Source organism: Mesorhizobium sp. C399B (assembly GCF_030323185.1).
GTDB lineage: Bacteria > Pseudomonadota > Alphaproteobacteria > Rhizobiales > Rhizobiaceae > Mesorhizobium.
The window spans coordinates 5423446-5446803 of record NZ_CP100472.1 but is presented as its reverse complement, the minus strand read 5'-3'; the positions used below and the strand labels follow the sequence as shown (position 1 = coordinate 5446803).

General features: G+C 63.4%; 16 protein-coding genes. 4 read left to right on the top strand and 12 right to left on the bottom strand.

What is annotated here, in order from left to right; all coding sequences use genetic code 11:
• Positions 1 to 109 precede the first annotated feature (109 nt).
• The 11 genes from NLY36_RS25805 to NLY36_RS25755 form a co-directional block, all read right to left on the bottom strand.
• Entirely contained in the window at positions 110 to 1702 is a 1593-nt protein-coding gene (locus NLY36_RS25805) for a peptide ABC transporter substrate-binding protein (protein WP_023670734.1), read from the bottom strand.
• Positions 1703 to 2151: 449 nt separating this feature from the next.
• Entirely contained in the window at positions 2152 to 3801 is a 1650-nt protein-coding gene (bglA, locus tag NLY36_RS25800; RefSeq protein WP_023735554.1) for a beta-galactosidase BglA, read from the bottom strand.
• Positions 3801 to 5801, bottom strand: coding sequence for a glycogen debranching protein GlgX (glgX, locus tag NLY36_RS25795; RefSeq protein WP_023735555.1), 2001 nt, complete (start codon positions 5799 to 5801; stop codon positions 3801 to 3803). The genes bglA and glgX overlap by 1 nt, the downstream gene beginning before the upstream one ends.
• Before the next feature lie 157 nt (positions 5802 to 5958).
• Positions 5959 to 7587, bottom strand: coding sequence for an alpha-D-glucose phosphate-specific phosphoglucomutase (locus NLY36_RS25790; protein WP_023735556.1), 1629 nt, complete (start codon positions 7585 to 7587; stop codon positions 5959 to 5961).
• Positions 7588 to 7590: 3 nt separating this feature from the next.
• Complete coding sequence (gene glgA / locus NLY36_RS25785) at positions 7591 to 9036, bottom strand: glycogen synthase GlgA (protein ID WP_023692759.1); 1446 nt, start codon at positions 9034 to 9036, stop codon at positions 7591 to 7593.
• Between the two features lie 19 nt (positions 9037 to 9055).
• Positions 9056 to 10321 carry a glucose-1-phosphate adenylyltransferase gene (gene glgC, locus NLY36_RS25780; protein WP_023670729.1) on the bottom strand — a complete coding sequence of 422 codons (1266 nt, stop codon included), beginning with the start codon at positions 10319 to 10321 and terminating at the stop codon, positions 9056 to 9058.
• Between the two features lie 83 nt (positions 10322 to 10404).
• On the bottom strand, positions 10405 to 12618 hold the full coding sequence (gene glgB / locus NLY36_RS25775; protein WP_023735557.1) for a 1,4-alpha-glucan branching protein GlgB: 2214 nt from the start codon (positions 12616 to 12618) through the stop codon (positions 10405 to 10407).
• A gap of 71 nt (positions 12619 to 12689) precedes the next feature.
• Positions 12690 to 15152, bottom strand: a complete 2463-nt coding sequence (locus NLY36_RS25770) for a glycogen/starch/alpha-glucan phosphorylase (protein ID WP_023698147.1) — start codon at positions 15150 to 15152, stop codon at positions 12690 to 12692.
• 140 nt (positions 15153 to 15292) lie between these two features.
• Positions 15293 to 16075: an ATP-binding cassette domain-containing protein gene (locus NLY36_RS25765; protein ID WP_023670726.1), complete on the bottom strand. Its 783-nt coding sequence runs from the start codon at positions 16073 to 16075 to the stop codon at positions 15293 to 15295.
• On the bottom strand, positions 16072 to 17133 hold the full coding sequence (locus tag NLY36_RS25760; RefSeq protein ID WP_023670725.1) for an ABC transporter permease: 1062 nt from the start codon (positions 17131 to 17133) through the stop codon (positions 16072 to 16074). Before NLY36_RS25760 ends, NLY36_RS25765 begins: the two co-directional genes overlap by 4 nt.
• A 149-nt stretch (positions 17134 to 17282) precedes the next feature.
• Positions 17283 to 18260, bottom strand: a complete 978-nt coding sequence (locus NLY36_RS25755) for a sugar ABC transporter substrate-binding protein (RefSeq protein WP_081725578.1) — start codon at positions 18258 to 18260, stop codon at positions 17283 to 17285.
• Between the two features lie 264 nt (positions 18261 to 18524).
• Here NLY36_RS25755 and NLY36_RS25750 point away from each other — a divergent pair, with 264 nt between their 5' ends.
• The 4 genes from NLY36_RS25750 (at position 18525) to NLY36_RS25735 (ending at position 22558) form a co-directional block, all read left to right on the top strand.
• Entirely contained in the window at positions 18525 to 19751 is a 1227-nt protein-coding gene (locus NLY36_RS25750) for an ROK family transcriptional regulator (protein WP_023698146.1), read from the top strand.
• On the top strand, positions 19752 to 20198 hold the full coding sequence (locus tag NLY36_RS25745) for an RbsD/FucU family protein (protein ID WP_023698145.1): 447 nt from the start codon (positions 19752 to 19754) through the stop codon (positions 20196 to 20198).
• Positions 20195 to 21118, top strand: a complete 924-nt coding sequence (locus NLY36_RS25740; protein ID WP_023684582.1) for a carbohydrate kinase family protein — start codon at positions 20195 to 20197, stop codon at positions 21116 to 21118. The genes NLY36_RS25745 and NLY36_RS25740 overlap by 4 nt, the downstream gene beginning before the upstream one ends.
• 297 nt (positions 21119 to 21415) lie before the next feature.
• Positions 21416 to 22558: a DegT/DnrJ/EryC1/StrS family aminotransferase gene (locus NLY36_RS25735; protein ID WP_023698144.1), complete on the top strand. Its 1143-nt coding sequence runs from the start codon at positions 21416 to 21418 to the stop codon at positions 22556 to 22558.
• Position 22559: 1 nt separating this feature from the next.
• Here NLY36_RS25735 and cysQ read toward each other — a convergent pair whose 3' ends face one another.
• Entirely contained in the window at positions 22560 to 23348 is a 789-nt protein-coding gene (gene cysQ / locus NLY36_RS25730; RefSeq protein ID WP_031196090.1) for a 3'(2'),5'-bisphosphate nucleotidase CysQ, read from the bottom strand.
• Positions 23349 to 23358 lie beyond the last annotated feature (10 nt).

Here is a 23358-nt window from a genome sequence, read left to right as displayed (position 1 = left end):
ATCTTCGCACCGGGCTTGCCGAAAATCGACCACGACTTTCGGACCGGTGCGATGACCGACCAGTCCGCCGCGCCCAAATGGGGCGCGGCGGTCCAGTCAAGGATGATTATCAGTCCTTGGAGACGAAGCGGGACGGATGGATGTCCATCACATTGTCATCGAAGCCATGCAGCTTCGAGGAAACGATATCGTGGAAGCTGTAGTAGAGAAGCGGAATGTTGCCGACGTCATCGACAAGGATGCGCTCGGCCTCAGTGAGGTCCTTCATGCGCTCTTCCGGCTTGCCGCCGGCAGCCGCGGCCTTGTCCATGGCCGCCTCATATGCCGGGCTGACGTAGTTCGAATAGTTGTTGCCGCTGGCCTTGCGGGTGATGCCGAGGAAGGTCTCGGGATCCTTGTAGTCGGCGATCCAGGCGGCACGCGCCACGTCGTAGTTGCCCTTCTGCTCGAGGAAGGAATAGTGGGTCTTGGTATCGGTGTTGAGCAGCGTGATCTCGACGCCAAGCGGCTTCAACTGTTCCTGGATGGCAACCGCGGTGTTCTTGTGGTTTTCCGAGGTGTTGTAGCGGATCTCCATCTTCAGCGGATGCTCGGGCGTATAGCCGAGTTTCTCAAGGATCTTCTTGGCGGCGTCCTCGCGGTCGATCTGCGGCATGTCGGCGTATTTGGCCATTGCCGGCGTGTAGCCGGCGATGCCCGGAGGCACCATCGAATAGCCAGGCAGCATGGAATTCTGCCAGACCTTTTCGGCCAGGAAGTCGCGGTCGATAGCCATCGAGATGGCGTTGCGCAGCTCGACATTATCCCAGGGCGCCTTGTCGGTCTTGATCGCGTAATAATAGGTGCCGAGATACGGTCCGACGCGGACCTGATCGCCGAACTTGGTCTTGAGGTCAGCGAGCTGTTCGGTCGGCAGGTCGCCGTAGCTGTCGAGTTCGCCTGCCTCGAAGCGCTTCATCGCCGAAGAGCGGTCTTCGGTCGGGATGTAGTTGACGACGTCCATCTTGACGGTCGCGGCATCCCAGAATTTCGGATTCTTGACCAGCTTCATGTGGTCGTTGGGAATCCACTCGGCCAATGTATAGGCGCCGTTCGAAACGAGATTGCCCGCCTTGATCCAGTCGGCGCCGAGCTTGTCGATCGAGGCCTTGTTGACCGGGTAGGTAGCCTGGTGGGTCAGCATCTCCAGGAAGTATGGCGTCGGCGCCTTCAGCGTCACTTCCAGGGTGTTGGCGTCGATCGCCTTGACGCCCATGTCCTCGGGCTTGCCTTTCTTGGTGTTGACTTCCTCGGCGTTCTTCACGGGATAGAGCATGGAAGCGTATTCGGCGGCGGTCGCCGGATCCTCCAGCCTACGGAAGGAATAGACGAAGTCGTCCGCCGTCACCGGGCTGCCATCCGACCACAAGCCGTCCTTGCGCAGCTTGAAGGTGTAGACGGTGCCGTCATCAGATACCGTCCAGCTTTCGGCAGCGCCCGGGATGAGGTTCGTCTTCTGATCGTGCATGACCAGTCCCTGGAACAGGTCGCGTATGATATCGGCTTCGTAGACGGTCGAGGTCTTGTGCGGATCGACCGTCTCCGCTTCGGCGGCGCTGCCTCTGTTATAGACGGTCTCGGCAAGGGCCGGCGTCAGGAACGTGCCTGCGGCAAAGGTCATGGTCGCGGCGACAAGCGTCGCCTTCAGCATATTTTTCAGCATGAAGTCTCTCCCTGTGGCGCTGCCCATCGGCTGCGCCTTACGAGTGTTGACGCCCCGGAACCGATTTCTGGCCCCTTCGAGCGCGCCGCCGGTTCCCGTTCCGGCAGCTGGTGGCAGGAGACTAGACAGACGGAAATATTATTTCAACCGAGTCTTGCTTGACGCTAAGTGAGCATCCTCACCTTAAACCAGCCATAGCTAATCTATATTACAAGGTCGAATTGGGTGCAGCTTGTGGTTGTCCTGTAATTTTGGGTTTTGCCCTCAGCAGTTGTCATTAGCGCAACCATCTGGAAACATTCCAGGAATGCAGTTCGTGGCCAAGCTCAACGAAAGTACCTAAGAAGCCCGAAAATGGAAAACGTGGCGCCGGTGACGTTGCGCGGATCACTCGGCACGGTTGCATGCGGACACGATCTTTTTTGAAGCCGGACGGCGTCCCTGAAAGATCAGCCTATCTTGCCGACAAACCAGCCCAGGGCCGGCAGCGACAGCCCCTCCTCCTGCAGGACGGCACCGCCACCCAGAGCGATCGCCTCGACAGGCTGGAGATCCGGCGGCAGTCGCCAGTCGGCCGGGTTGTCGGCGAAATTGAAGACGCAGAGCAATGTCTCGTCCTCGCCCTGCCGGATGAAGGCAAGAACATCGCCCTCGGTATCGAGAAAGCGGATCGGGCCCTTGACCAGCGCCAGGTGCGCCTTGCGCAAGGCGAGCATCGTCCGGTAGCCAGCGAGCACGGACTTGTCGTCGGCGTTCTGGATATCGACCGCCCGAGCGCGGTGGCTTTCCGGCACCGGCAGCCAGGGTTTTCCCGAGGAAAAACCGGCATTGTCCGCGCCCGCTTCCCAGACCATCGGTGTGCGGCAGCCGTCCCTGCCCTTTACCCCCGGCCAGAAACGGATGCCGACGGGATCGCGCAGATCCTCGAAGGTCAGTTCCGCCTCCTCCAGCCCAAGCTCTTCGCCTTGGTAGAGACAGATCGAGCCCCGCAGGCAGGAGAGCAAAGCGATAGCGAATGTCGCCACCGCATCTGGATCGCCGCCCGGCCGCGTCCAGCGGCTGACATGGCGCACGACATCGTGGTTGGAGAACGCCCAGCAGACCCAGCCGTCGGCGACAGCTGCCTCGAAGGCCTCGACGCAGCCGCGCACATGGGCGGCTGAGAATTGCTGACCGAGCAGGTCGAAGGTGTAGCACATGTTGAGCTTGTCGCCGCCGGATGTGTAGGCGGCCAGCGTCTGCAGCGAACGGCCTTCGTCGCCGACCTCGCCGACACTGGCGCGGCCGTCATATTCGTCGAGCAAAGCGCGGAAGCGCCTGAGGAAACCGAGGTTTTCCGGTTGCGTCTTGTCGAACAGATGCTCCTGGAAGAGATAGGTGTTGGTTTCGCCATTGGTGCCGGCGACGCTCGACGCCAGCGGCGGATTGCTGCGCAGCCAGCGGTCGTGGACATAGTAGTTGACCGTATCCAGGCGGAAGCCGTCGACGCCGCGCTCGAGCCAGAACCGCACCGTCTGCAACAACGCGTCTTGAACCTCAGGATTGTGGAAGTTGAGGTCCGGCTGCGAGGCGAGGAAATTGTGCATGTAGTATTGCCGGCGGGTCGCGTCCCACTCCCAGGCCGGGCCGCCGAAGACCGACAGCCAGTTGTTGGGCGCGTTGCCGTCCGGCCTGGTGTCGGCCCAGACATACCAGTCAGCCTTGGGATTATCCTTGCTGGCACGGCTCTCTACAAACCATTCGTGCTTGTCGGAGGAGTGCGACAACACCTGATCGATGATCACCTTCAGGCCGAGCCTGTGCGCCTCGGCAACCAGCGCGTCAAAGTCGTCGAGCGTGCCGAACATCGGATCGACCGCCTGATAGTCGGAGACGTCGTAGCCCATATCGGCCATTGGCGATTTGAAGAAGGGCGACAGCCAGACGGCGTCGACGCCGAGCGAGGCGACGTGCGCCAGCCGTGAGGTGATGCCTGAGAGGTCGCCGCTGCCGTCGCCGGTGGTGTCCTGGAAGGAGCGAGGATAGATCTGGTAGATGACGCAGCCGCGCCACCAGTCGGCGCTCTGTTCGGGTCCCGGCTGGGCATTGTCGTCGGCCATCACGGACCCTTCCTGGCGCGGGCCTTTGCGGTCCGGCGCTCGATCATGAAACTGACACTGCGGCCGGGCAGCGGCCACGCGAGGTCGACCGCTTGCGCTTCAACAGCCGGCTGCCATTCAAACCCTTGCCGCGCGGGCAGCGTGAAGACGCATTGGCGGCGATCGCCATTGACGATCACAGCCAGGCGGCCTTCCCCGCCATCGCCGAGCAGCATGACGAGGCGATGGCGCGAGCCATCGTTCCAGTCGGCTTCGCCGAGCGGCGCGCCGGTCTCGGTCAGCCACGCGACGTCGGGCACATCAGAACCGTCCGGCGGCTCTCCGGTCAGGAAGCGCGTATCGGAAAGCGCCGGCACCGCGCCGCGCAGAGCTGCGAGCGCCGACACATGGGCTTCCAGCCCGACGTCGCGCCCGGCCCAGTCGAGCCAGGTGATGGCGTTGTCCTGCGCATAGGCGTTGTTGTTGCCCCCTTGCGTGCGGCCGAATTCATCGCCCGCCGTCAGCATGATGGTGCCGCGCGAGGCAAACAGAGTGGCGAGCAGCGCGAAGCGATCATGGGAACGGGCCTCGGCAATCGCCTTGTCCGAGGTTTCGCCCTCGACGCCGTTGTTCCAGGACAGGTTCTCATTGTGGCCGTCGCGGTTCTTCTCGCCATTGGCCTGGTTGTGCTTGGCTTCATAGGCGACGATATCGGCCAGCGTCATGCCATCGTGTGCGGCGATGAAGTTGACCGTGCGGCTGGCGGATTGGCCCTCCCTGCCGAACACATCGGAGGAGCCGGCGAGCCTTGTCGCCAGCGCACCGACCGCGCCGGCATCGCCGCGCCAGAAGCGCCTGACGTCGTCGCGGTAGCGGTCGTTCCATTCGAGGTAAGGCGGCCGGAAATTGCCGAGCTGATAGCCATTCGGGCCGATGTCCCACGGCTCGGCGATCAGCACCCTATCGGCAAGCAGAGGATCGCCAGCGATGGTCTCGAGCAACGGGGCCGCCGGATCGAATACGCCAGCGACGCGGCCGAGGACCGGCGTCAGGTCGAAGCGGAAACCGTCGACGCCGGCATGGCGGACGAAATGGCGTAGCGTGTCGAGTACCATGTCGCGAACGACCGGATGATCGCAGGCAATGGTATTGCCGGTGCCGGTATCGTTGGCCAACCTGCCGTCCGGCTCACTGCGGTAGTAGGCTTGATTGTCGAGGCCGCGCAGCGACAGCGTCGGCCCGAGCCGGTCACTTTCGCCGGTATGATTGAAGACGAGATCGAGGATGGTGCCAATGCCAACCCTGCGCAGCACCCCCACAGTATCGCGCAACTCGGCGAGGCCGCCGGGCGCCAGGCGCGGGTCGAGCGCCATGAAGGTGACCGGGTTGTAGCCCCAGGCATTGCTGAGGCCCAGCGGCGGCAAATGGCGCTCATCGACCCATGCCGTCACGGGCATTAGCTCAACGGCGGAGACGCCGATCTTCTTGAGATGTTCGACGATAGCCGGATGGGCAAGGGCTGCAATGGTGCCGCGCTGCGCTTCCGGTAAGTCCGGATGCAGCCTGGTGAAGGAGCGGACGTTGAGTTCGTAGATCAGGCCGCCTGGCTGGAACAAAGGCGGCTTGGCCGGTAGCGGCTTCGGTTGAGCCCGCGCGATGGTCTTCGGCATCAGTGGCGCGGTGTCGGCGCCTTCGTTGCGCCGGGCGGCAAGCCGCCAATGATGCTGGTAGGGCCGGTCGATCTCGACGGCGTAGGGATCGGTGAGCAGCTTGTCGGGATCGAACCACAGCCCGCGCTCCGGCGCATATTCGCCGTCGGCGCGAAAGCCGTAGCGCGCACCCGCGGCAAGGCCGGCGACGAACAGCGCATGGATGCCCTCGCTTTCCGGCTGGAGTTCGAGCCGGTCGATTTCGTGGGCGCCAGTGTCGTCGAAGATCGACACCCAGAGCCGCCGCGCCGAGGACGACCAGCCGGCAAAACCGATGCCTTCGGGAGTGACCGTTGCGCCGAGTTGGGTCATCGGCGCATCCTCCACCCTCCCCCTTGTGGGGAGGGTCGCGAACGAAGTGAGCGGGGTGGGGGGCGGCGCGGGGAAAGCGCTTTACGAGCACCCCCAACCCGAGCCGCTGCGCGGATCGACCCTCCCCACAAGGGCGAGGGTAAAGACGTCACCACCCTCAAGTAATCACGCTCGGCTTGTTGCGCCCGGTGTGGCTCTTGATCCCGGCGATATCATCGGCAGCCGCGATCAGGTCGGCGAGCGCCTCTTGCGTGTCGAGATCATGCCGCGCTCTGTCCGGCTCGTAGCGCTCGATGTAGACGCGCAGCGTAGCACCCGACGTGCCGGTGCCGGACAAACGAAACACGACACGCGAGCCGCCTTCGAACAGGATGCGGATGCCCTGGTTCTTGCTCACCGAACGGTCGACCGGATCGTGATAGGCGAAGTCGTCGGCATTGGCGATCTTCAGGCCGCGCACGCTGGTGCCGGGCAGCGAGGTCAGCTTGGCGCGCAACTCGTCGACCAGGGCGTTGGCGCGCTCGGTTTCGACCTCCTCATAGTCATGACGTGAATAGTAATTGCGGCCGTAGGTCGCCCAATGTTCGGTGACGACGTCCTTGCAGCTTTCGCCGCGCACGGCCAGGATGTTCAGCCACAACAGCACCGCCCACAGCCCGTCCTTTTCGCGGACATGGTTCGAGCCGGTGCCGGCGCTTTCCTCGCCGCAGATCGTTGCCATGCCGGCATCGAGCAGATTGCCGAAGAACTTCCAACCGGTCGGCGTTTCGTAGATGCCGATGCCGAGCTTTTCGGCGACGCGGTCTGCCGCGCCGCTGGTCGGCATCGAGCGGGCGATGCCTTTGAGGCCGTCCTTGTAGCCCGGCGCCAATTGCGCATTGGCGGCAAGCATGGCCACCGAATCCGACGGGGTGACGAAAATGCCCTTGCCGATGATGAGATTGCGGTCACCGTCGCCGTCGGAAGCGGCGCCGAAATCGGGCGCATCCGGTCCCATCATCTCGTCATAGAGATGCTTGGCGTGGACCAGGTTCGGATCCGGGTGATGGCCGCCAAAATCCGGCAGCGGCTTGTAGTTGCGGCAGGTGCCATTCTCCGCGCCGAGCCGGCGCTCGAGGATTTCCTTGGCATACGGGCCGGTGACCGCATGCATGGCGTCGAAGCGCATGCGGAAGCCGTATTTGAAATTGGCGCGGATGGCGTCGAAGTCGAACAGGCTCTCCATCAATTCGGCATAGTCGGTGACCGGGTCGATAATCTCGACCGCCATGCCGCCGGCGGTCACCGTGCCGATCTTATCGATGTCGATCTGGTCGATGTCGGCGGTCTTGAAGCTCGAAATCGTCTTGGTCTTTTCGAAGATCGCGTCGGTCAGCTTTTCCGGCGCCGGGCCGCCATTGCCGGCATTGTACTTGATGCCGAAATCCTCGTGCGGGCCGCCCGGATTGTGACTGGCCGACAGGATGATGCCGCCGAAGGTCTTGTATTTGCGGATGACATGCGACGCCGCCGGCGTCGACAATATGCCGCCCTGCCCGACCATCACCTTGCCGAAGCCGTTGGCCGCCGCCATGGCGATGGCCTTCTCGATGACCTCGCGGTTGTAGAAGCGGCCGTCGCCGCCGATCACCAGCGTCTTGCGCTCAAAGCCCTCCAGCGCGTCGAAGATCGACTGGATGAAGTTCTCGGCATAGTGCTCCTGCTGAAAGACAGGCACCTTCTTGCGCAGGCCGGACGTGCCGGGTTTCTGGTCGAGATAGGGTTTGGTGGCGACGGTCCGGATCATGCTTCAGGCAACCCTTTTCGAAAGCAGCAGGCGGTAGAGTTCAACGTATTTGTCGGCGCTCTTGTCCCAGGAGACATCGGCCTTCATGCCCTGGCGCTGGATCTGTTCCCAGACGGCCGGGCTCGAATGCGCATCGACCAGCCGGCGGATGGCGTGCAGCATGGCGCCGCCACTATTGGGCGCGAACTGGAAGCCGGTGGCGACACCGGCCGAGATCGCTGCTTCATTGGCGTCGATGATGGTGTCGGCAAGGCCGCCGGTGCGGGCGACGACCGGCACGCAGCCATAGCGTAGGCCGTAAAGCTGGGTCAGCCCGCAAGGCTCGAAGCGCGACGGGATGACGATGGCGTCGCAGCCGCCCTGCATGGTGTGGGAAAGCCCCTCGTCATAGCCGACGACGACGCCGACACGGCCGCGATGGCGGGCGGTGGCAGCCAGCAGCGCGCCTTCCAGGCCGGCGTCGCCTGAGCCGAGGATCGCCAGCCGCGCGCCGGTGGCGACGACGCCGTCGACCACAGCCGCCAGTATGTCCATGCCCTTCTGCCAGGTCAGCCGGCTGACGACGCAGACGATCGGACTGTCGTCGCGCTCGAGGCTGAAGCGGTCCTCGACAACCGCCCGGTTGGGAAGCCGAGCCTTAAGCGTCGCGGCGGAGTAGGCCGACACCAGATGCTTGTCGGTCTCCGGGTTCCAGATGTCGGTGTCGATGCCGTTGACGATGCCGTAGAGGTCGGAAGAGCGCATGTTGATCAGGCCGTCGAGGCCCATGCCGAATTCCGGCGAGCGGATTTCCTGGGCATAGGTGGGGCTCACCGTGGTGATCGCCCAGGCCGCCTGCAGGCCGGCCTTGAGGAAGCCGACGCCGCCATAGTATTCGACGCCGTCGAGCGCCATCGCCGCGGCCGGCAAGCCGAGCTCGCCAAAAATGCCGGCGCCGAACTGACCCTGGAAGGCAAGGTTGTGAACCGTGATCAGCGACGGCACGCCGACCGCCTTGCCGTAGCGCATATAGGCCAGCGTCATCGCCGACTGCCAGTCATGGGCGTGGACGAGATCCGGCTGGTAGCCGGAAATGGCGCCGCCGGCGATATCGCCACCGACCTGGCTCAGCGCAGCAAAACGCCGCCAATTGTCGGGCCAATCGGCGCCGGCCGCATTGCCGTAAGGGCCGCCGGGACGGTCGTAGAGATGCGGCGCGTCGAGCACGAACAGGTCGAGCCCGGCGATCTTGACGGCATGGACCGAAGCCTTGCCGCCCTGCAGCAGCGGGTATTGGTAGACAGCTTTCTTTTTCTTGAAGGCGTCCATCACCTGGGGAAAGCCAGGGATGAGCGTGCGCATGGTCACGCCCTTGGCGGCCAGCGCGATCGGCAATGCGCCGGTCACGTCGGCAAGTCCGCCGGTCTTGATCAGCGGGAATATCTCGGGCGTGACCGACAGAACCTGCATGCGTTTTTGGTATCCCGTCTTACAGCTTCAGCTTGTCGATCATGTCCTGCGTGACCAGGCAGATGCCCTTTTCCGAAACCCGGAAACGCTTGGCGTCGAGAACAGGGTCTTCGCCAACCACCAACCCTTCCGGTATTCTTACACCGTGGTCGATGACGACGCGCTTCAACTTTGCGTTCCGTCCGACATGAACGTCGGGCAGCATGACGACCTCTTCCAGCGTCGAATAGGAGTTGATGCGCGCGCCGGTGAAGATCAGACTGCGCTTCAGCGAAGCACCCGAGACGATGCAATCGCCTGAGACCAGGGAGGAGACGGCCGAACCGCGCCGGCCATCCTCGTCATGCACGAACTTTGCCGGCGGCTTCAATTCGGCATAGGTCCAGATCGGCCAGTCGCGGTCGTAGAGGTCGAGTTCGGGAGTAATGTCGGTCAGGTCGATATTGGCTTCCCAGTAGGCGTCGACCGTGCCGACATCGCGCCAATAGGCTTCGTTCTCGGCCGTCGAGCGCACGCAGGACTTGGCGAAGCGATGCGCGATCGCCTTACCATGCTGGACGATGTAGGGGATGATGTCCTTGCCGAAGTCGCGGCTTGAACCCGGCTCGGCGGCATCGCGGCGCAGCTGCTCCATCAGGAACTTGGTCTTGAAGACATAGATACCCATCGAAGCCAGCGCGAATTCCGGCTTGTCGGGAATGCCGGGCGGGTCGGCGGGCTTTTCGACGAACGCGATGATGTTGTCCTTCCCGTCGACATGCATGACACCGAAGCCGGTCGCTTCCATGCGAGGCACTTCGAGGCAACCGACGGTGACGTCGGCATTGGCGTCGACGTGCTGACGCAGCATCAGCTCGTAGTCCATCTTGTAGATGTGGTCGCCGGCCAGGATGACCATGTATTCGGGGCCATAGGCCTCGATGATGTCGATGTTCTGGTAGACGGCGTCGGCCGTGCCTTCATACCACTGCGTTTCCGAGACACGCTGGGAGGCCGGCAGGATGTCGAAGCTTTCGTTCCGCTCCGGGCGCAGGAAGTTCCAGCCGCGCTGCAGGTGGCGGATCAGCGAATGCGCCTTGTACTGGGTGGCGACACCGAGGCGGCGGATGCCGGAATTCAGCGCATTGGACAGCGCGAAATCGATGATGCGCGTCTTGCCGCCGAAATAGACAGCCGGCTTGGCCCTGCGGTCGGTCAATTCCTTGAGCCGGCTGCCGCGGCCGCCGGCCAGCACATAGGCCATGGCATCGCGCGCCAGCGGCTGGGTTCTCTTCAAGTCTGCCATCTTTACCCTCCCAAATTACCAGTCTGGAGCATCGCCCGGTCCGCAACGAGTCGACGGACCTAATCCGAAACGAGTTGACGGACCTAGTCCGCAACGAGTTCAAGCATGATCGTCGACAGCGGCGGCAAAAGCATCGTTGCCGAAATGCCTCCTCCTTCCGCCCTGGCTTCGACCACACCGCCATTGCCCTTGCCCGAACCACCGTAGTCCGAAGCGTCGGTGTTGATGATTTCGCGCCATTTGCCGACCTTGGGCAATGGCACGCGATAATTGTCGCGCGGCACTGGCGTGAAGTTGGAAATGACGGCGATCGGGTTGCCGCCGGGCGCGCTGCGCAGCCAGGCGAAGACCGAATTTTCCTTGTCGTCGACGATCAGCCAGGAGAAGCCGTCCGGCTCGCAGTCGCGCGCATGCAGCGCCGGGCGCGAGCGGTAGAGATAGTTGAGGTCGCGCACCGTCTGCCAGACGCCGCGATGCGGGTGGAAGTCGAGCAGGTTCCAGTCGAGCGCGCGCGCCTCGCTCCACTCGCGGCGCTGGGCGAATTCCTGGCCCATGAACAACAGCTTCTTGCCGGGATAGCCCCACATGAAGGCATAGAAGGCGCGCAAAGTCGCGAACTTCTGCCAGTCGTCGCCGGCCATCTTGCCGAGCAGCGTGCCCTTGCCGTGCACGACCTCGTCATGGGACAGCGGCAGCACGAAATTCTCGGAGAAGGCGTAGGTCAGGCCGAAGGTCAGGTCGTTGTGGTGATGCTTGCGGAAGATCGGCTCCTTGGCGAAATACTCCAGCGTGTCGTGCATGAAGCCCATGTTCCATTTGAAGCCGAAGCCCAGCCCGCCTTCATGCACCGGCGCCGAGACCTTCGGCCATGAAGTCGATTCCTCGGCGATGGTCATCACGCCGGGATGGTGGCCGTAGACCTCCTTGTTCATCTTCTGCAGGAAGGAGACTGCTTCGAGGTTTTCGCGGCCGCCCTTCTCGTTGGGGATCCACTCGCCGGCCTTGCGCGAATAATCGAGGTAGAGCATCGAGGCCACCGCATCCACGCGCAAACCGTCGACATGGTATTTCTCGGCCCAGAACAGCGCGTTATTGACGAGGAACGACACCACCTCGCGGCGGCCGAAATTGTAGATCGCGGTGTTCCAGTCGGGATGAAAACCCTTGCGCGGATCGGCATGCTCATAAAGCGCTGTGCCGTCGAAATTGGCCAGGCCATGCGCGTCGACCGGGAAATGCGCCGGCACCCAGTCGAGGATGACGCCGACGCCGGCGCGGTGCGCACCGTCGACGAAACGGGCGAAGCCGTCGGGGTCGCCGAATCGCGCCGAGGGGGCATAAAGTCCGGTTGTCTGATAACCCCATGACGGGTCATAGGGATGTTCGGAGATCGGCAGGAACTCAATGTGGGTGAAGCCGGTCTCGACAGCATAGGGGATGAGCTGGTTGGCGAGTTCGTCCCATGACAGGAAGCTGCCATCATCGTGCTGCTGCCACGAACCGGCATGGACCTCGTAGATCGATATGGCTTCGCGCCGCGGATCGGCCTTTCGCCAGTAATTGCGATGCGCCTCGTCGCCCCATTCATGCGCCGGCGGCACCGCCGTCACGGATGCTGTGGCCGGGCGCAGTTCAGACTTGAAGGCGAACGGATCGGCCTTGAGCGGCAGGCGCACGCCGTCGGGGGCAATGATCTCGTATTTGTAGGGGTGGCCGGCGCCGATATCGGGAATGAACAGCTCCCAGATGCCGGTGTCGCGGCGGTCGCGCATCGTATGGCGGCGGCCGTCCCATTCGTTGAAGTCGCCGACCACGGAGACGCGCCTTGCATTGGGCGCCCAGACGGCGAAATGGACGCCCGACGCGCCTTCATGGTCGAGGAGATGGGCGCCGAGCTTGTCGAACAGCCTGAGGTGCGACCCTTGCGCGATATAGTAGTCGTCCATCGGGCCGAGCACCGGGCCGAAGGAATAGGGATCGGTCAGCCACCAGTCGCCGCCGGCATTTTTGGCGTGATAGCGCAGCGGCTGGCGCTTCTTGATCGACAGTCTGCCTTCGAAGAAACCGGCGTCGTCGCGCCGCGTGAGTTCGCCGGCGTTCTTGCCGGCCAGCGTGTATGCGGTGACGAACTCGGCATTGGGGACGAAGCAGCGGGCAACCAGGCTCTTGCCGGCATCATGCACGCCCAGGATTGCAAAAGGATCGCCATGCGTGCCTGCAACAATTGCGGCGACATCGCCGGCTGACGCCAGCCCGTCCGACCCGCTCGTCGTCGCGGTCGCGCGCGGTTTCTTCATCAGGCGGCGTCCCTCCCTGGGAACCAGTTCTTGTGCACAAGACTCTTTGCTCGTGGCCTCATGCAATCATATCAGGCGGGCACGTTCCAGATTTCTTTCGCATATTGGCGGATCGTGCGATCGGAAGAGAACCAGCCGACGCGGGCAACGTTGCGGATAGCGCGCGCGTACCAATCGGGGCTGTTGCGCCAGACGGCGTCGACATCGCGCTGGGCGGCGGCATAGGCGTCGAAATCCGCCGCCACCATGAACCAATCGCTGTTGTAGAGACCGTCGACCAGCTCGCGGTAGCGATCCGGCTGGTCGGGCGAGAACACGCCCGACGATACTGCGGCAACAGCCTGCGCCAATTCAGGGGAGCCCTCGATCACGGCGCGCGGGTTGTAGCCATTGCTGCGCCGCTCGGCGACTTCCGCCGTGCTCAGGCCGAAGATGAAGATGTTGTCGTCGCCGACGCATTCCTTGATCTCGACATTGGCGCCGTCGAGCGTGCCGATGGTCAAGGCGCCGTTCAGCGCGAACTTCATGTTGCCGGTGCCCGACGCCTCCATGCCGGCAGTCGAAATCTGCTCGGACAGGTCGGCGGCCGGCATCATCACCTCGGCCAGGCTGACATTGTAGTTCGGCACGAACACCACTTTCAGCAGCCCGCGCACCGACGGGTCGCTGTTGATGACCTTGGCGACGTCGTTGGCCAGTTTGATGATCAGCTTGGCATTGTGGTAGCTGGGCGCCGCTTTGCCGCCGAAGAATTTGACGCGCGGCATCCAGTCCTGCTCGGGATGCGAGCGGATCTGATCGTAGAGCGCGATCGCTTCCAGGATGTTGAGCAGCTGGCGCTTGTATTCGTGGATGCGCTTGACCTGGATGTCGAACAGCGCCGACGGGTCGAGCTTGATGCCGAGCCGGTCGGCGACCAGATTGGCGAGCTTGATCTTGTTGGAGCGCTTGACGGCGGCGAACTTGTCGCGGAAGGCGGCGTCGCCGGCAAAGGCTTCGAGCCCCTTGATGGCGTCGATGTCGTCGAGGAAACGGTCCCCGATCGCCGCCCGGGTGAGCGCGGTGAGGCCCGGATTGCACTGGATCAGCCAGCGCCGTGGCGTGATGCCGTTGGTCTTGTTGTTGATGCGATCGGGATAGAGCTTGTGGAGATCGGCAAACACCGTCTCCTTCATCAGTTCGGTGTGCAACGCCGACACGCCATTGATCGAGTGCGAGCCGACAAAGGCCAGGTTACCCATGCGCACGCGGCGGTCGCCATTTTCCTGGATCAGCGAGATGCGGCTGATCTGCTCATTGGAAAACTGGTTGGTGGCGCGGGCCTCAAGCAGCACCTGAGCATTGATGGCGTAGACGATCTGCATGTGGCGCGGCAAAAGCCGTTCGAACAGCGGCACCGGCCAGCTTTCCAGCGCCTCGGGTAGCAGCGTGTGGTTGGTGTAGCCGAAGGTGCGCTTGGTAATATCCCAGGCCTGGTCGAAATCCATGCCATGGACGTCCATCAGCAGGCGCATCAGCTCCGGCACGGCGATCGCCGGATGGGTGTCGTTGAGATGGATCGCCGCCTTGTCGGGCAGCGAGGCGAGATCGCCATACTGGCTGAGATGGCGCTGGACGATGTCCTGCAGCGACGCGGTGGAGAAGAAATATTCCTGCCGCAGCCGCAGTTCCTGGCCGGCCTTGTGGGAATCGGCGGGGTAAAGCACGCGCGACAAGGCATCGGCCTTGTTGCTTTCGGCCAGCGCGCCGATGTGGTCGCCGGCGTTGAACTTGTCGAGCAGGATCGGATCGACCGGCATGCCGGACCAAAGCCGCAGCGTGTTGACGCGGTTGGCGCGCCAGCCGACCACCGGGGTGTCGTAGGCGACGGCCTGGACATGCTCGGTCGGCTTCCAGACGTGACGTTCGAGCCGGCCATCCTTGGAAGTAATCGATTCCACCGAGCCGCCGAAGCCGACCTCGAAGGCGCGTTCGCGGCGCTCGAACTCCCAGGGGTTGCCGTGGTCGAGCCAGGTTTCGGGCAGTTCGACCTGCCAGCCGTCATGGATCTCCTGGCGGAACATGCCGTTGGCGTAGCGAATGCCGTAGCCATGCGCGGGAATGTCGACGGTCGCCATGCTTTCCATGAAGCAGGCGGCGAGCCGGCCGAGACCGCCATTGCCGAGCGCTGCATCCGGTTCGAGCCCGGCGATGAGGTCGAGGTCGACGCCCAGCGACTTGAGCGCTTCTCGCATATTGTCCATCAGGCCGAGATTGGAGAAGGCATCGCGCATAAGCCGGCCGATGAGGAATTCGAGCGACAGGTAATAGACGCGCTTTTCCTGCTGGGCGTAGGCCTCCTGCGTCGCCTGCATCCAGTGATCGACGATGCGGTCGCGCACGACCTTGATCGAGGCGGTCAGCCAATCATATTGGGTGGCAACGGAGGTGCCTTTGCCGACCCGGTATTTGAGAGCCAGCAAGACTTCGTCGGCCAGCGTCTTGGGATCGGGTATTTCGAGATCGGGGGCTTTGGCTGTCATTGTTCGCGTCATACTGCCTCTCGTGATCGTGCTGCGATCATACCGGCTTTCGCTCTCAGTCCCAGCCTATCCTAGTGCATCGCAACATACGTTCAATCGATTTAGACCCGCATGCCGCCAGTTCCCCTGCGGCAATTTATCCGTCGAGCGGATCAGGCAGCGAGTGCAGCCTCCGGCGGAACCTTCGCTCCCGTCATGAAGGCGACGGCGTCGGACATGGTATATTGCTTGGGATCGATGACGCAGAGACGGCGGCCGAGCCGATGGATATGGATGCGGTCGGCAACCTCGAAGACATGCGGCATATTGTGCGAGATCAGCACGATCGGCAGGCCTCGTTTCTTGACGTCGAGGATCAGTTCCAGCACGCGGCGGCTCTCCTTGACGCCGAGTGCGGCGGTCGGCTCGTCCATGATCACCACGCGGCTGCCGAAAGCAGCGGCGCGCGCCACCGCAACGCCCTGACGCTGGCCGCCCGACAGCGTTTCCACCGCCTGGCTGATGTTCTGGATGGTCATCAGGCCAAGCTCGGTCAGCTTGTCGCGGGCGCGCTTTTCCATTGCCGGCCGGTCCAGCATGCGAAGCCAGTCGCCGAGGAAGCCGGGTTTGCGGATCTCGCGGCCGAGGAACATGTTGTCGGCGATCGACAGGGCCGGCGATAAAGCCAGGTTTTGGTAGACCGTCTCGATGCCCGCCTCGCGCGCCTCCATGGGCGATTTAAAAGCGACAGCCTTGCCTTCAAGACGGATCTCGCCTTCGTCGGGCACGGCGGCGCCGGAAATCGCCTTGATCAGCGATGATTTGCCGGCGCCATTGTCTCCGATGACGGCCAGGATTTCGCCGGGGTAGAGGTCGAAGTCGGCATTGTCGAGGGCGGTGACACGGCCATAGCGCTTGATCAGGCCGCGCGCGGTGAGGATGGGTTCCACGGTCATGCCGAAACCTTTCTGATCCATTGGTCGATCGCCACGGCGCCGATGATCAGCACACCGGTGAGCAGCACCTTCCATTGCGGATCGGCGCCCAGCATGTTGAGGCCCATCGAGACGACACCGACGATCATCGCGCCGAAAAGCGTGCCCAGAATTGAGCCGCGCCCGCCGAACAGTGAAATGCCGCCGATCACCGTCGCAGTTATCGCCTGCAGGTTGTAGTCGGTGACGGCGGCTGACGGTGAGATCGAGCCGTTGCGGCCGATGGAAACCCAGGCAGCGAAAGCTGCGATCAACCCGGCAAGGGTGTAGACCGTCATCAACACCTTCTTGGTCTGGATGCCAGACAGCTTCGCCGCCTCCTGATCATCACCAACGGCGTAGACGTGGCGGCCCCAGGCGGTGTGATTGAGCACGTACCAGAGGATCAAAACGAGCACGACCGTGGCGATGACGCCCAGTGTCAGCACCGCCGTGCCGATCTTGAAACTCAGGGCAAAGAGATGCAGCAGCGGCGCCTGGGCGTCGACGTCGGTATCGCGGATCGTCTCGTTGGCCGAATAGATGAAGTTGGTCGCCATGACGATGTTCCAGGTGCCGAGCGTGACGATGAACGGCGGCAGCTTCATGTAGGCGACCAGCAAACCGTTAAGCAGGCCGCAGGCTGCGCCGGCGGCAAGCCCGATGGGCACTGCGAGCACGGCCGGCATGCCGTAGCTGACCGCGCAATTGCCCATGATCACGGCCGAAATCACCATGATCACGCCGATCGACAGGTCGATGCCGGCGGTCAGGATGACCAGTGTCTGCGCGGCACCGAGGATGCCGACGATGGCGATCTGCTGCAGGATCAGCGTCAGCGTATAGGATGAGAAGAAACGCCCGCCAATGGCGATGCCGAAAATTACGATCGACAGGACCAGCACAATCAGCGGCACCGCCGCCGGCGTGGAGTGCAGGAAATGCTGGATGCGCTTGACGGCCGATTTGTGCTCGTCAAAGGCGGCAACGCTTGTGTCGCTGCTCGAGAGAACCTTCTCGAATTCCTGTGCTTGAGCCATGTTTCCTCCCCTGGGCTTCAGCTCCATGCCGATACCGCTCGCGCCTGTCCGGTCTGCTGCCGGGATTATTCGCGTGACGCATCGTCCACCCGAAGCGGCCGGGGATCAAGCCCCCGGCCGTCAGCTTGCCGCTGGCTGTCAGGCAGCCATCAGCCCCAGCACTTGGCGAGGCCTTCCTTGGTGTCGATCGACTTCACGCCATTGGCCGGCTTGTCGGTGACGAGGTTGACGCCGGTGTCGAAGAAGTTCTTGCCTTCGGTCGGCTTCGGCTTGGCGCCGTCCTTGGCGAAGGCGGCGATCGCCTCGATGCCGAGTGCCGCCATCTGCAGCGGGTATTGCTGCGAGGTGGCGCCAATGACGCCTTCGGTCACCGACTTCACGCCGGGGCAGCCGCCATCGACCGAGACGATCAGCACCTGGCTTTCGAGACCGACCGCCTTGAGCGCCTGGTAGGCGCCGACAGCGGCGGGCTCGTTGATGGTGTGGATGACGGTGATGGAGTTGTCCTTCTGCAGAAGGTTTTCCATCGCCTTGCGGCCGCCTTCTTCATTGCCGTTGGTGACGTCGTGGCCGACGATGCGGGCATCGTCCTCATCGCCGATCTTGTTGGGATCCTTCACGTCGATGCCGAAGCCCATCATGAAGCCCTGGTCGCGCAGCACATCCACGGTCGGCTGTGAGGGGGTCAGGTCGAGGAAACCGATCTTGGCGTCCTTGGCCTTGTCGCCGAGGGTCGCGGCTGCCCAGGCGCCGATCAGCTTGCCGGCTTCCAGATTGTCCGTCGCGAAGGTCGCGTCGGCGGCATCGATCGGGTCCAGCGGGGTATCGAGCGCGATCACCAGCAGGCCGGCGTCACGCGCCTTCTTCACCGTCGGCACGATGCCCTTGGTGTCGGACGCGGTGATCAGGATGCCCTTGGCGCCGTCGGCGATGCAGCTTTCGATCGCCGCCACCTGGCTCTCGCTGTCGCCGTCGATCTTGCCGGCATAGGTCTTGAGGTCGACGCCAAGTTCCTTGGCCTTGGCGGTCGCGCCCTCCTTCATCTTGACGAAGAAGGGGTTGGTGTCGGTCTTGGTGATCAGGCAGGCGCCGACGCCGGCGGCCGATGCTGTCGAAGCAAACGCCATCAGGCCGAGGCCCGCCGCGGCGAACACGGTGGACTTCAATAATGCTTTGGTCACGATCTTCCTCCCATGGAACTATGCGGATGCCGCCAACCGGCATCTCGAGCGCATCCACTGAAGTTCTCCCAGTGTGGACGCGCCCTCAAATGACACCAGCGGGAGCCGCCTGTCAATAATTAAATCACTCTTATTTATTATTGACAGCTTTGCGCGGTTCACTCATTCTGCCGCAAAAGCAGTAAGAATAAACCAAGGGAAGGAACAAGGGTGGAGACCGGCATTGCGAGGCACGGTTCGCCCGAGGCGGCCGCCAGCCGTCTCCACCGTGGCACCAACCAGAGCGGCATGCGCGACCACAATGAGCGGCTGGTGCTGTCGTTGGTTCGCCAGCACGGCAGCTTGGCCAAATCAGACATTGCGCGCATGACCGGGCTTTCAGCGCAGACCGTCTCGGTCATCATGCGCGAACTGGAGGAAGACAGCCTGCTGCTGCGCCAGGCGCCGTTGCGCGGCAAGATCGGCCAGCCCTCCATCCCGATGGCGCTGAACCCCGAAGGCGCCTTCTTCATCGGCCTCAAGATCGGCCGCCGCAGCGCCGAACTGGTGCTGATCGATTTCCTCGGAACTGTGCGTTCCATGCTGCAGCACTCCTACCGCTATCCGGCGCCGCGCGAGACGGTTGAGTTCGTCACCGAAGGCATGAAGACGATGCGCGCCGAACTGACACCTGCGCAGGACAAGCGCATTGCCGGGCTCGGCATCGCCATGCCGTTCGAACTGTGGAACTGGGCCGACACCGCCGGCGCGCCGCGCGACATCATGGACGAATGGCGCCATCGCGACATCCGTGCCGACATCCAGGCGCAGTGCGAATTCCCGGTCTATCTGCAGAATGACGCCACCTCCGCCTGCGGCGCCGAACTGGTGTTCGGCCAGACCGGCGGGGCGCGCGACTTCGTCTATTTCTATATCGGCGCCTTTGCCGGCGGCGGCATCGTGCTCAACGGCCGGCTGTTCGGCGGGCCAACCGGAAATGCCGGGGCGCTGGGTTCGATGCCGGTGCCGGGACCAGACGGCAAGCCGACGCAGCTCATCGACGTCGCCTCGATCGCCATGCTGGAAAAGGCGCTTAACACACGCGGCGTCGAGGCTTCGCATCTGTGGACGTCGCCTGAGGATTGGGGCGAGATCGGTCACGAGCTCGACGACTGGATCGCCAATGCCGCTCAGGCGCTGGCCTATGCCATCGTATCGGCGTCATCGGTGATCGATTTCGAGGCCGCGGTGATCGACGGCTGGATGCCGCTCGCTGTCCGGCGCCGGCTCGTCGATGCGATCAGGCAGGCGATCGGTACGATCGATGGCGAAGGGCTGAAGCTTCCGGTGGTGCGCGAAGGCACCGTCGGCATCCATGCCCGCGCGCTGGGCGGCGCCAGCCTGCCGCTGTCCGAACGCTTCCTCATCGGTTCGACCACCATTTCCCGGAGCACCTGAATGCTGATCGGTATTCCGTCGCTGCTCGGTCCGGAGCTTCTGGCGACATTGCGCGCCATGGGCCATGGCGACGAGATCGCGCTTGTCGACGGCAACTATCCGGCGGAAGAACAGGCAAACCGGCTGATCCGCGCCGACGGTCTTCACCTCATACCGGTGCTTGACGCCATTTTGAGCGTGCTGCCGGTGGACGACTTCGTGCCGGAAGCGCTGTTTCGTGCCTCGGTAAAAGGCGATCCCTCGGTCGCCGATCCCGTCCACCTCGAGATCGAGGCGATCTGCACCAGGCGCGCGCCGGGCCGCAAGGTGGTTGCGCTGGCGGGCGCCGACTTCTATGCACGCGTCCGGTCGGCATATGCGATCGTCGCCACCAGCGAACCCCGGCTCTATGCCAACATCATCATCCGCAAGGGCGTGATCTATCCGCCGGAGAACAAGAAATCATGATCCTCTGCTGCGGCGAAGCCCTGATCGACATGCTGCCGCGCACCACGACACAGGGAGAGCCGGCCTTTGCGCCCTATGTCGGCGGCGCGGTGTTCAACACGGCGATCGCGCTTGGCCGCCTCGGCGCGCCCGCCGGCTTCTTTTCCGGCCTGTCGTCGGATCTGTTCGGCGGCCAGTTCCGCGAGGCGCTCGGCGCAAGCAAGGTCAGCTCCACCTATGCGCACACCTCCCCTCGCCCGACCACGCTCGCCTTCGTGCGGCTCACCAACGGCCAGGCGACCTACACTTTCTACGACGAAAACACCGCCGGGCGCATGCTGACGACAGAGGATCTGCCGAAACTGGGCGCCGAGATCGAAGCCATGCTGTTTGGCGCCATCAGCCTGATTTCGGACCCGGCGGGTGCTGCCTACGAAGAATTCATGAAACGCGAGCACGAACGCCGCGTCATGATGCTCGACCCCAACATCCGGCCGAACTTCATCCCCGACAAAGCCAAGCACCTCCGGCGCATCCGCTCGATGATGGCGATGGCCGACATCGTGAAGCTATCGGATGAGGATCTGCACTGGTTCGGCGAGGCCGGCTCGCATGAGGACGTCATCCGCAACTGGCTGGATCGCGGCCCGAAGCTGATCGTCGTTACCCACGGCAGCGAAGGTGCCGTCGGCTACAGCAGGGAACACAAGGTCACGGTGATGCCGCATAAGGTGGAGGTGGTAGACACGGTCGGCGCCGGCGACACTTTCAATGCCGGCATTCTGGCCTCGCTGCACGAGCAAGGCCTGCTCACCAAGGCCGGGATCGGCGGCCTTTCGGAGGACGCCATCCGTCAGGCGCTGGCGCTCGGCGCCAAAGCGGCGGCGGTGACCGTGTCGCGGGCCGGCGCCAACCCGCCCTGGCGGCACGAAATCGCCTGATCCACGCTTAGTCCGCCGCCAGCCGCTGCAAGCAGCCGATCACTTTATGTTTCCGCGAGCCGGAAAGACGCACTGAATCAGCCGGATTAATAGGCGGCGAAGCCCGGATTTCCGGCATCTTGCGGCAATGCAGGGAAAGCCTGAAGTAACAGGCTGCGACACCTAGACAACCCGTCCCGCGGCCGGTCCGGCTTTCTAGACCGGCCCAACTCTGGTACCAGCGGCCCGGTTAAGTTGTTGTTTCTGTGCGTGTCATTGTCCCCGGGGCAGCCCGCACCACACCGTTTTGAGGCCGACATGCAGTTCATCGATCTTGGCGCGCAGCGCGAACGTATCCGCGACCGGCTGAAGGCCGCGATCGACAATGTCGTCGAGGAAGGCCGCTATATCCTCGGACCGCAAGTCACCGAATTCGAAAACAAGCTCGCAGCCTATATCGGCACCAAGCATGTCGTGGCCTGCGCCAACGGCACCGACGCGCTGCTGTTGCCGCTGTTTGCCGCCGGTATCGGCCCCGGCGACGCGGTGTTCGTGCCGAGCTTCACCTTTGCCGCGACGGCGGAAGTGGTGGCGCTTGCCAAGGCCGAACCGGTTTTCGTCGATGTGGACGCCGAGACCTACAACATCGACATCGCCAGCCTCGAGGCGGCGATCGCCATGATCAAGAAGGAAGGCCGGCTGAAGCCGAAGGCGATTATTCCCGTCGACCTGTTCGGGCTTGCCGCCGACTACGAGGCGATCATGGCGATTGCCAAGCGCGAAGGGCTGCTGGTGATCGAGGATGCGGCGCAGTCGATCGGCGGTTCGGCCGACGGCACAATGTGCGGCGCCTTCGGCCATGTCGGCTCGACCAGCTTTTATCCGGCCAAGCCGCTGGGCTGCTACGGCGATGGCGGCGCGATGTTCACCAATGACGACGCGCTGGCCGACCAGCTGCGCTCGTTTGCGTTCCACGGTAAGGGCGAGACGCAGTATGACAATGTCCGCGTCGGCATCAATTCACGCCTCGACACGATCCAGGCGGCGATCCTGATCGAGAAACTCGCCATCCTCGAAGACGAGATGGTCGCCCGCCAGGTGGTGGCCAAGCGCTACGCCGAAGGTCTCGGCGACATCGTCAAGGCGTCACGCAATCTGGGCGGTGGCCGCTCGGCCTGGGCGCAATACGCCATCGAGACGCCGAAGCGCGACGGGTTGAGGGCGCATCTCGGCGAAAAGGGCATCCCTTCGGTGATCTATTATGTGAAGCCGCTGCACGAGCAGGTCGCCTATCGCGACTATCCGCGCACGCCGACCGGGCTTGCGGTTTCGGAGGAACTGCCGAAGCGCATCCTGTGCCTGCCGATGCATCCCTATCTCAGCGAAGCCGACCAGGACCGCATCATCGAGACGATCCGCAACTACATTGGCTCGAACTCGGCGCATGTAGCGGCGGCGTAAGTTACGCCGCGTCCGCCGCCTTCCCGCTCGCAATAAAATGCGGGTTGGCGAAATCCTCGTCGTCGCTCTGTTTGCGCTTGCCATAGGTGAGCGGCTCGCCGTCCAGCGTGCGCGTCATGCCGCCGGCGGCGCGCAGTACGGCGTCGCCGGCCGCCGTGTCCCATTCCATGGTGCGGCCGAAGCGCGGATAGATGTCGGCTTCGGCTGCGGCGAGCAGGCAGAATTTCAGCGATGAGCCGACCGAGACGATCTCGGCGGCGCCGAGATCCTTGATGAAGGCTTCGGTCTCCGGGGTGTTGTGCGAGCGGCTGGCAACGACCGCCAGCGGCGTGACCGCCCTCCTAACCGAAATCCGCCGGCGGCCGACGATACGGAAGTCGCCATCGACCTCGATTGCTTCGGCCCAGCCCGGCCGTCCAGAGAAGAACCGCCCGCTGCACGGTGCGAAGACGACGCCGATCTCCGGCACGCCGTGCCGGACAAGCGCGATGTTGACGGTGAAATCGGTCCGGCGGTTGACGAATTCCTTCGTTCCATCGAGCGGATCGATCAGGAAGAAGGCGCCATCCAGATCGGGCGGCACAATGCCTTCGGCGACCTCTTCCTCGGCCACGCACGGAATATCGGGATAGGCCGCACGCAGGCCGGCGAGGATGATCGTCTCGCTCTCGCGGTCGGCTTCCGTGACCGGCGAGGAGTCCGACTTGCTGTCGACCGCGCAGCCGGCCTTGAAGACCCGCATCACCTCGCGTCCGGCTTCGAGCGCCAGGCGCTCGAACACGTCGAGCATCACTTCGTCG

Excerpts from the sequence above, each read along its gene's own strand:
- NLY36_RS25760 (WP_023670725.1), bottom strand. The coding sequence starts at position 17,133 with ATGGCTCAAGCACAGGAATTCGAGAAGGTTCTCTCGAGCAGCGACACA.
- cysQ (WP_031196090.1), bottom strand. The coding sequence starts at position 23,348 with ATGCTCGACGTGTTCGAGCGCCTGGCGCTCGAAGCCGGACGCGAGGTG.
- NLY36_RS25805 (WP_023670734.1), bottom strand. The coding sequence starts at position 1,702 with ATGCTGAAAAATATGCTGAAGGCGACGCTTGTCGCCGCGACCATGACC.
- NLY36_RS25745 (WP_023698145.1), top strand. The coding sequence starts at position 19,752 with ATGCTGATCGGTATTCCGTCGCTGCTCGGTCCGGAGCTTCTGGCGACA.
- bglA (WP_023735554.1), bottom strand. The coding sequence starts at position 3,801 with ATGGCCGACGACAATGCCCAGCCGGGACCCGAACAGAGCGCCGACTGG.
- glgC (WP_023670729.1), bottom strand. The coding sequence starts at position 10,321 with ATGGCAGACTTGAAGAGAACCCAGCCGCTGGCGCGCGATGCCATGGCC.
- glgA (WP_023692759.1), bottom strand. The coding sequence starts at position 9,036 with ATGCAGGTTCTGTCGGTCACGCCCGAGATATTCCCGCTGATCAAGACC.
- NLY36_RS25755 (WP_081725578.1), bottom strand. The coding sequence starts at position 18,260 with ATGGCGTTTGCTTCGACAGCATCGGCCGCCGGCGTCGGCGCCTGCCTG.
- NLY36_RS25740 (WP_023684582.1), top strand. The coding sequence starts at position 20,195 with ATGATCCTCTGCTGCGGCGAAGCCCTGATCGACATGCTGCCGCGCACC.
- NLY36_RS25770 (WP_023698147.1), bottom strand. The coding sequence starts at position 15,152 with ATGACGCGAACAATGACAGCCAAAGCCCCCGATCTCGAAATACCCGAT.
- glgX (WP_023735555.1), bottom strand. The coding sequence starts at position 5,801 with ATGACCCAACTCGGCGCAACGGTCACTCCCGAAGGCATCGGTTTTGCC.
- glgB (WP_023735557.1), bottom strand. The coding sequence starts at position 12,618 with ATGAAGAAACCGCGCGCGACCGCGACGACGAGCGGGTCGGACGGGCTG.
- NLY36_RS25735 (WP_023698144.1), top strand. The coding sequence starts at position 21,416 with ATGCAGTTCATCGATCTTGGCGCGCAGCGCGAACGTATCCGCGACCGG.
- NLY36_RS25765 (WP_023670726.1), bottom strand. The coding sequence starts at position 16,075 with ATGACCGTGGAACCCATCCTCACCGCGCGCGGCCTGATCAAGCGCTAT.
- NLY36_RS25790 (WP_023735556.1), bottom strand. The coding sequence starts at position 7,587 with ATGATCCGGACCGTCGCCACCAAACCCTATCTCGACCAGAAACCCGGC.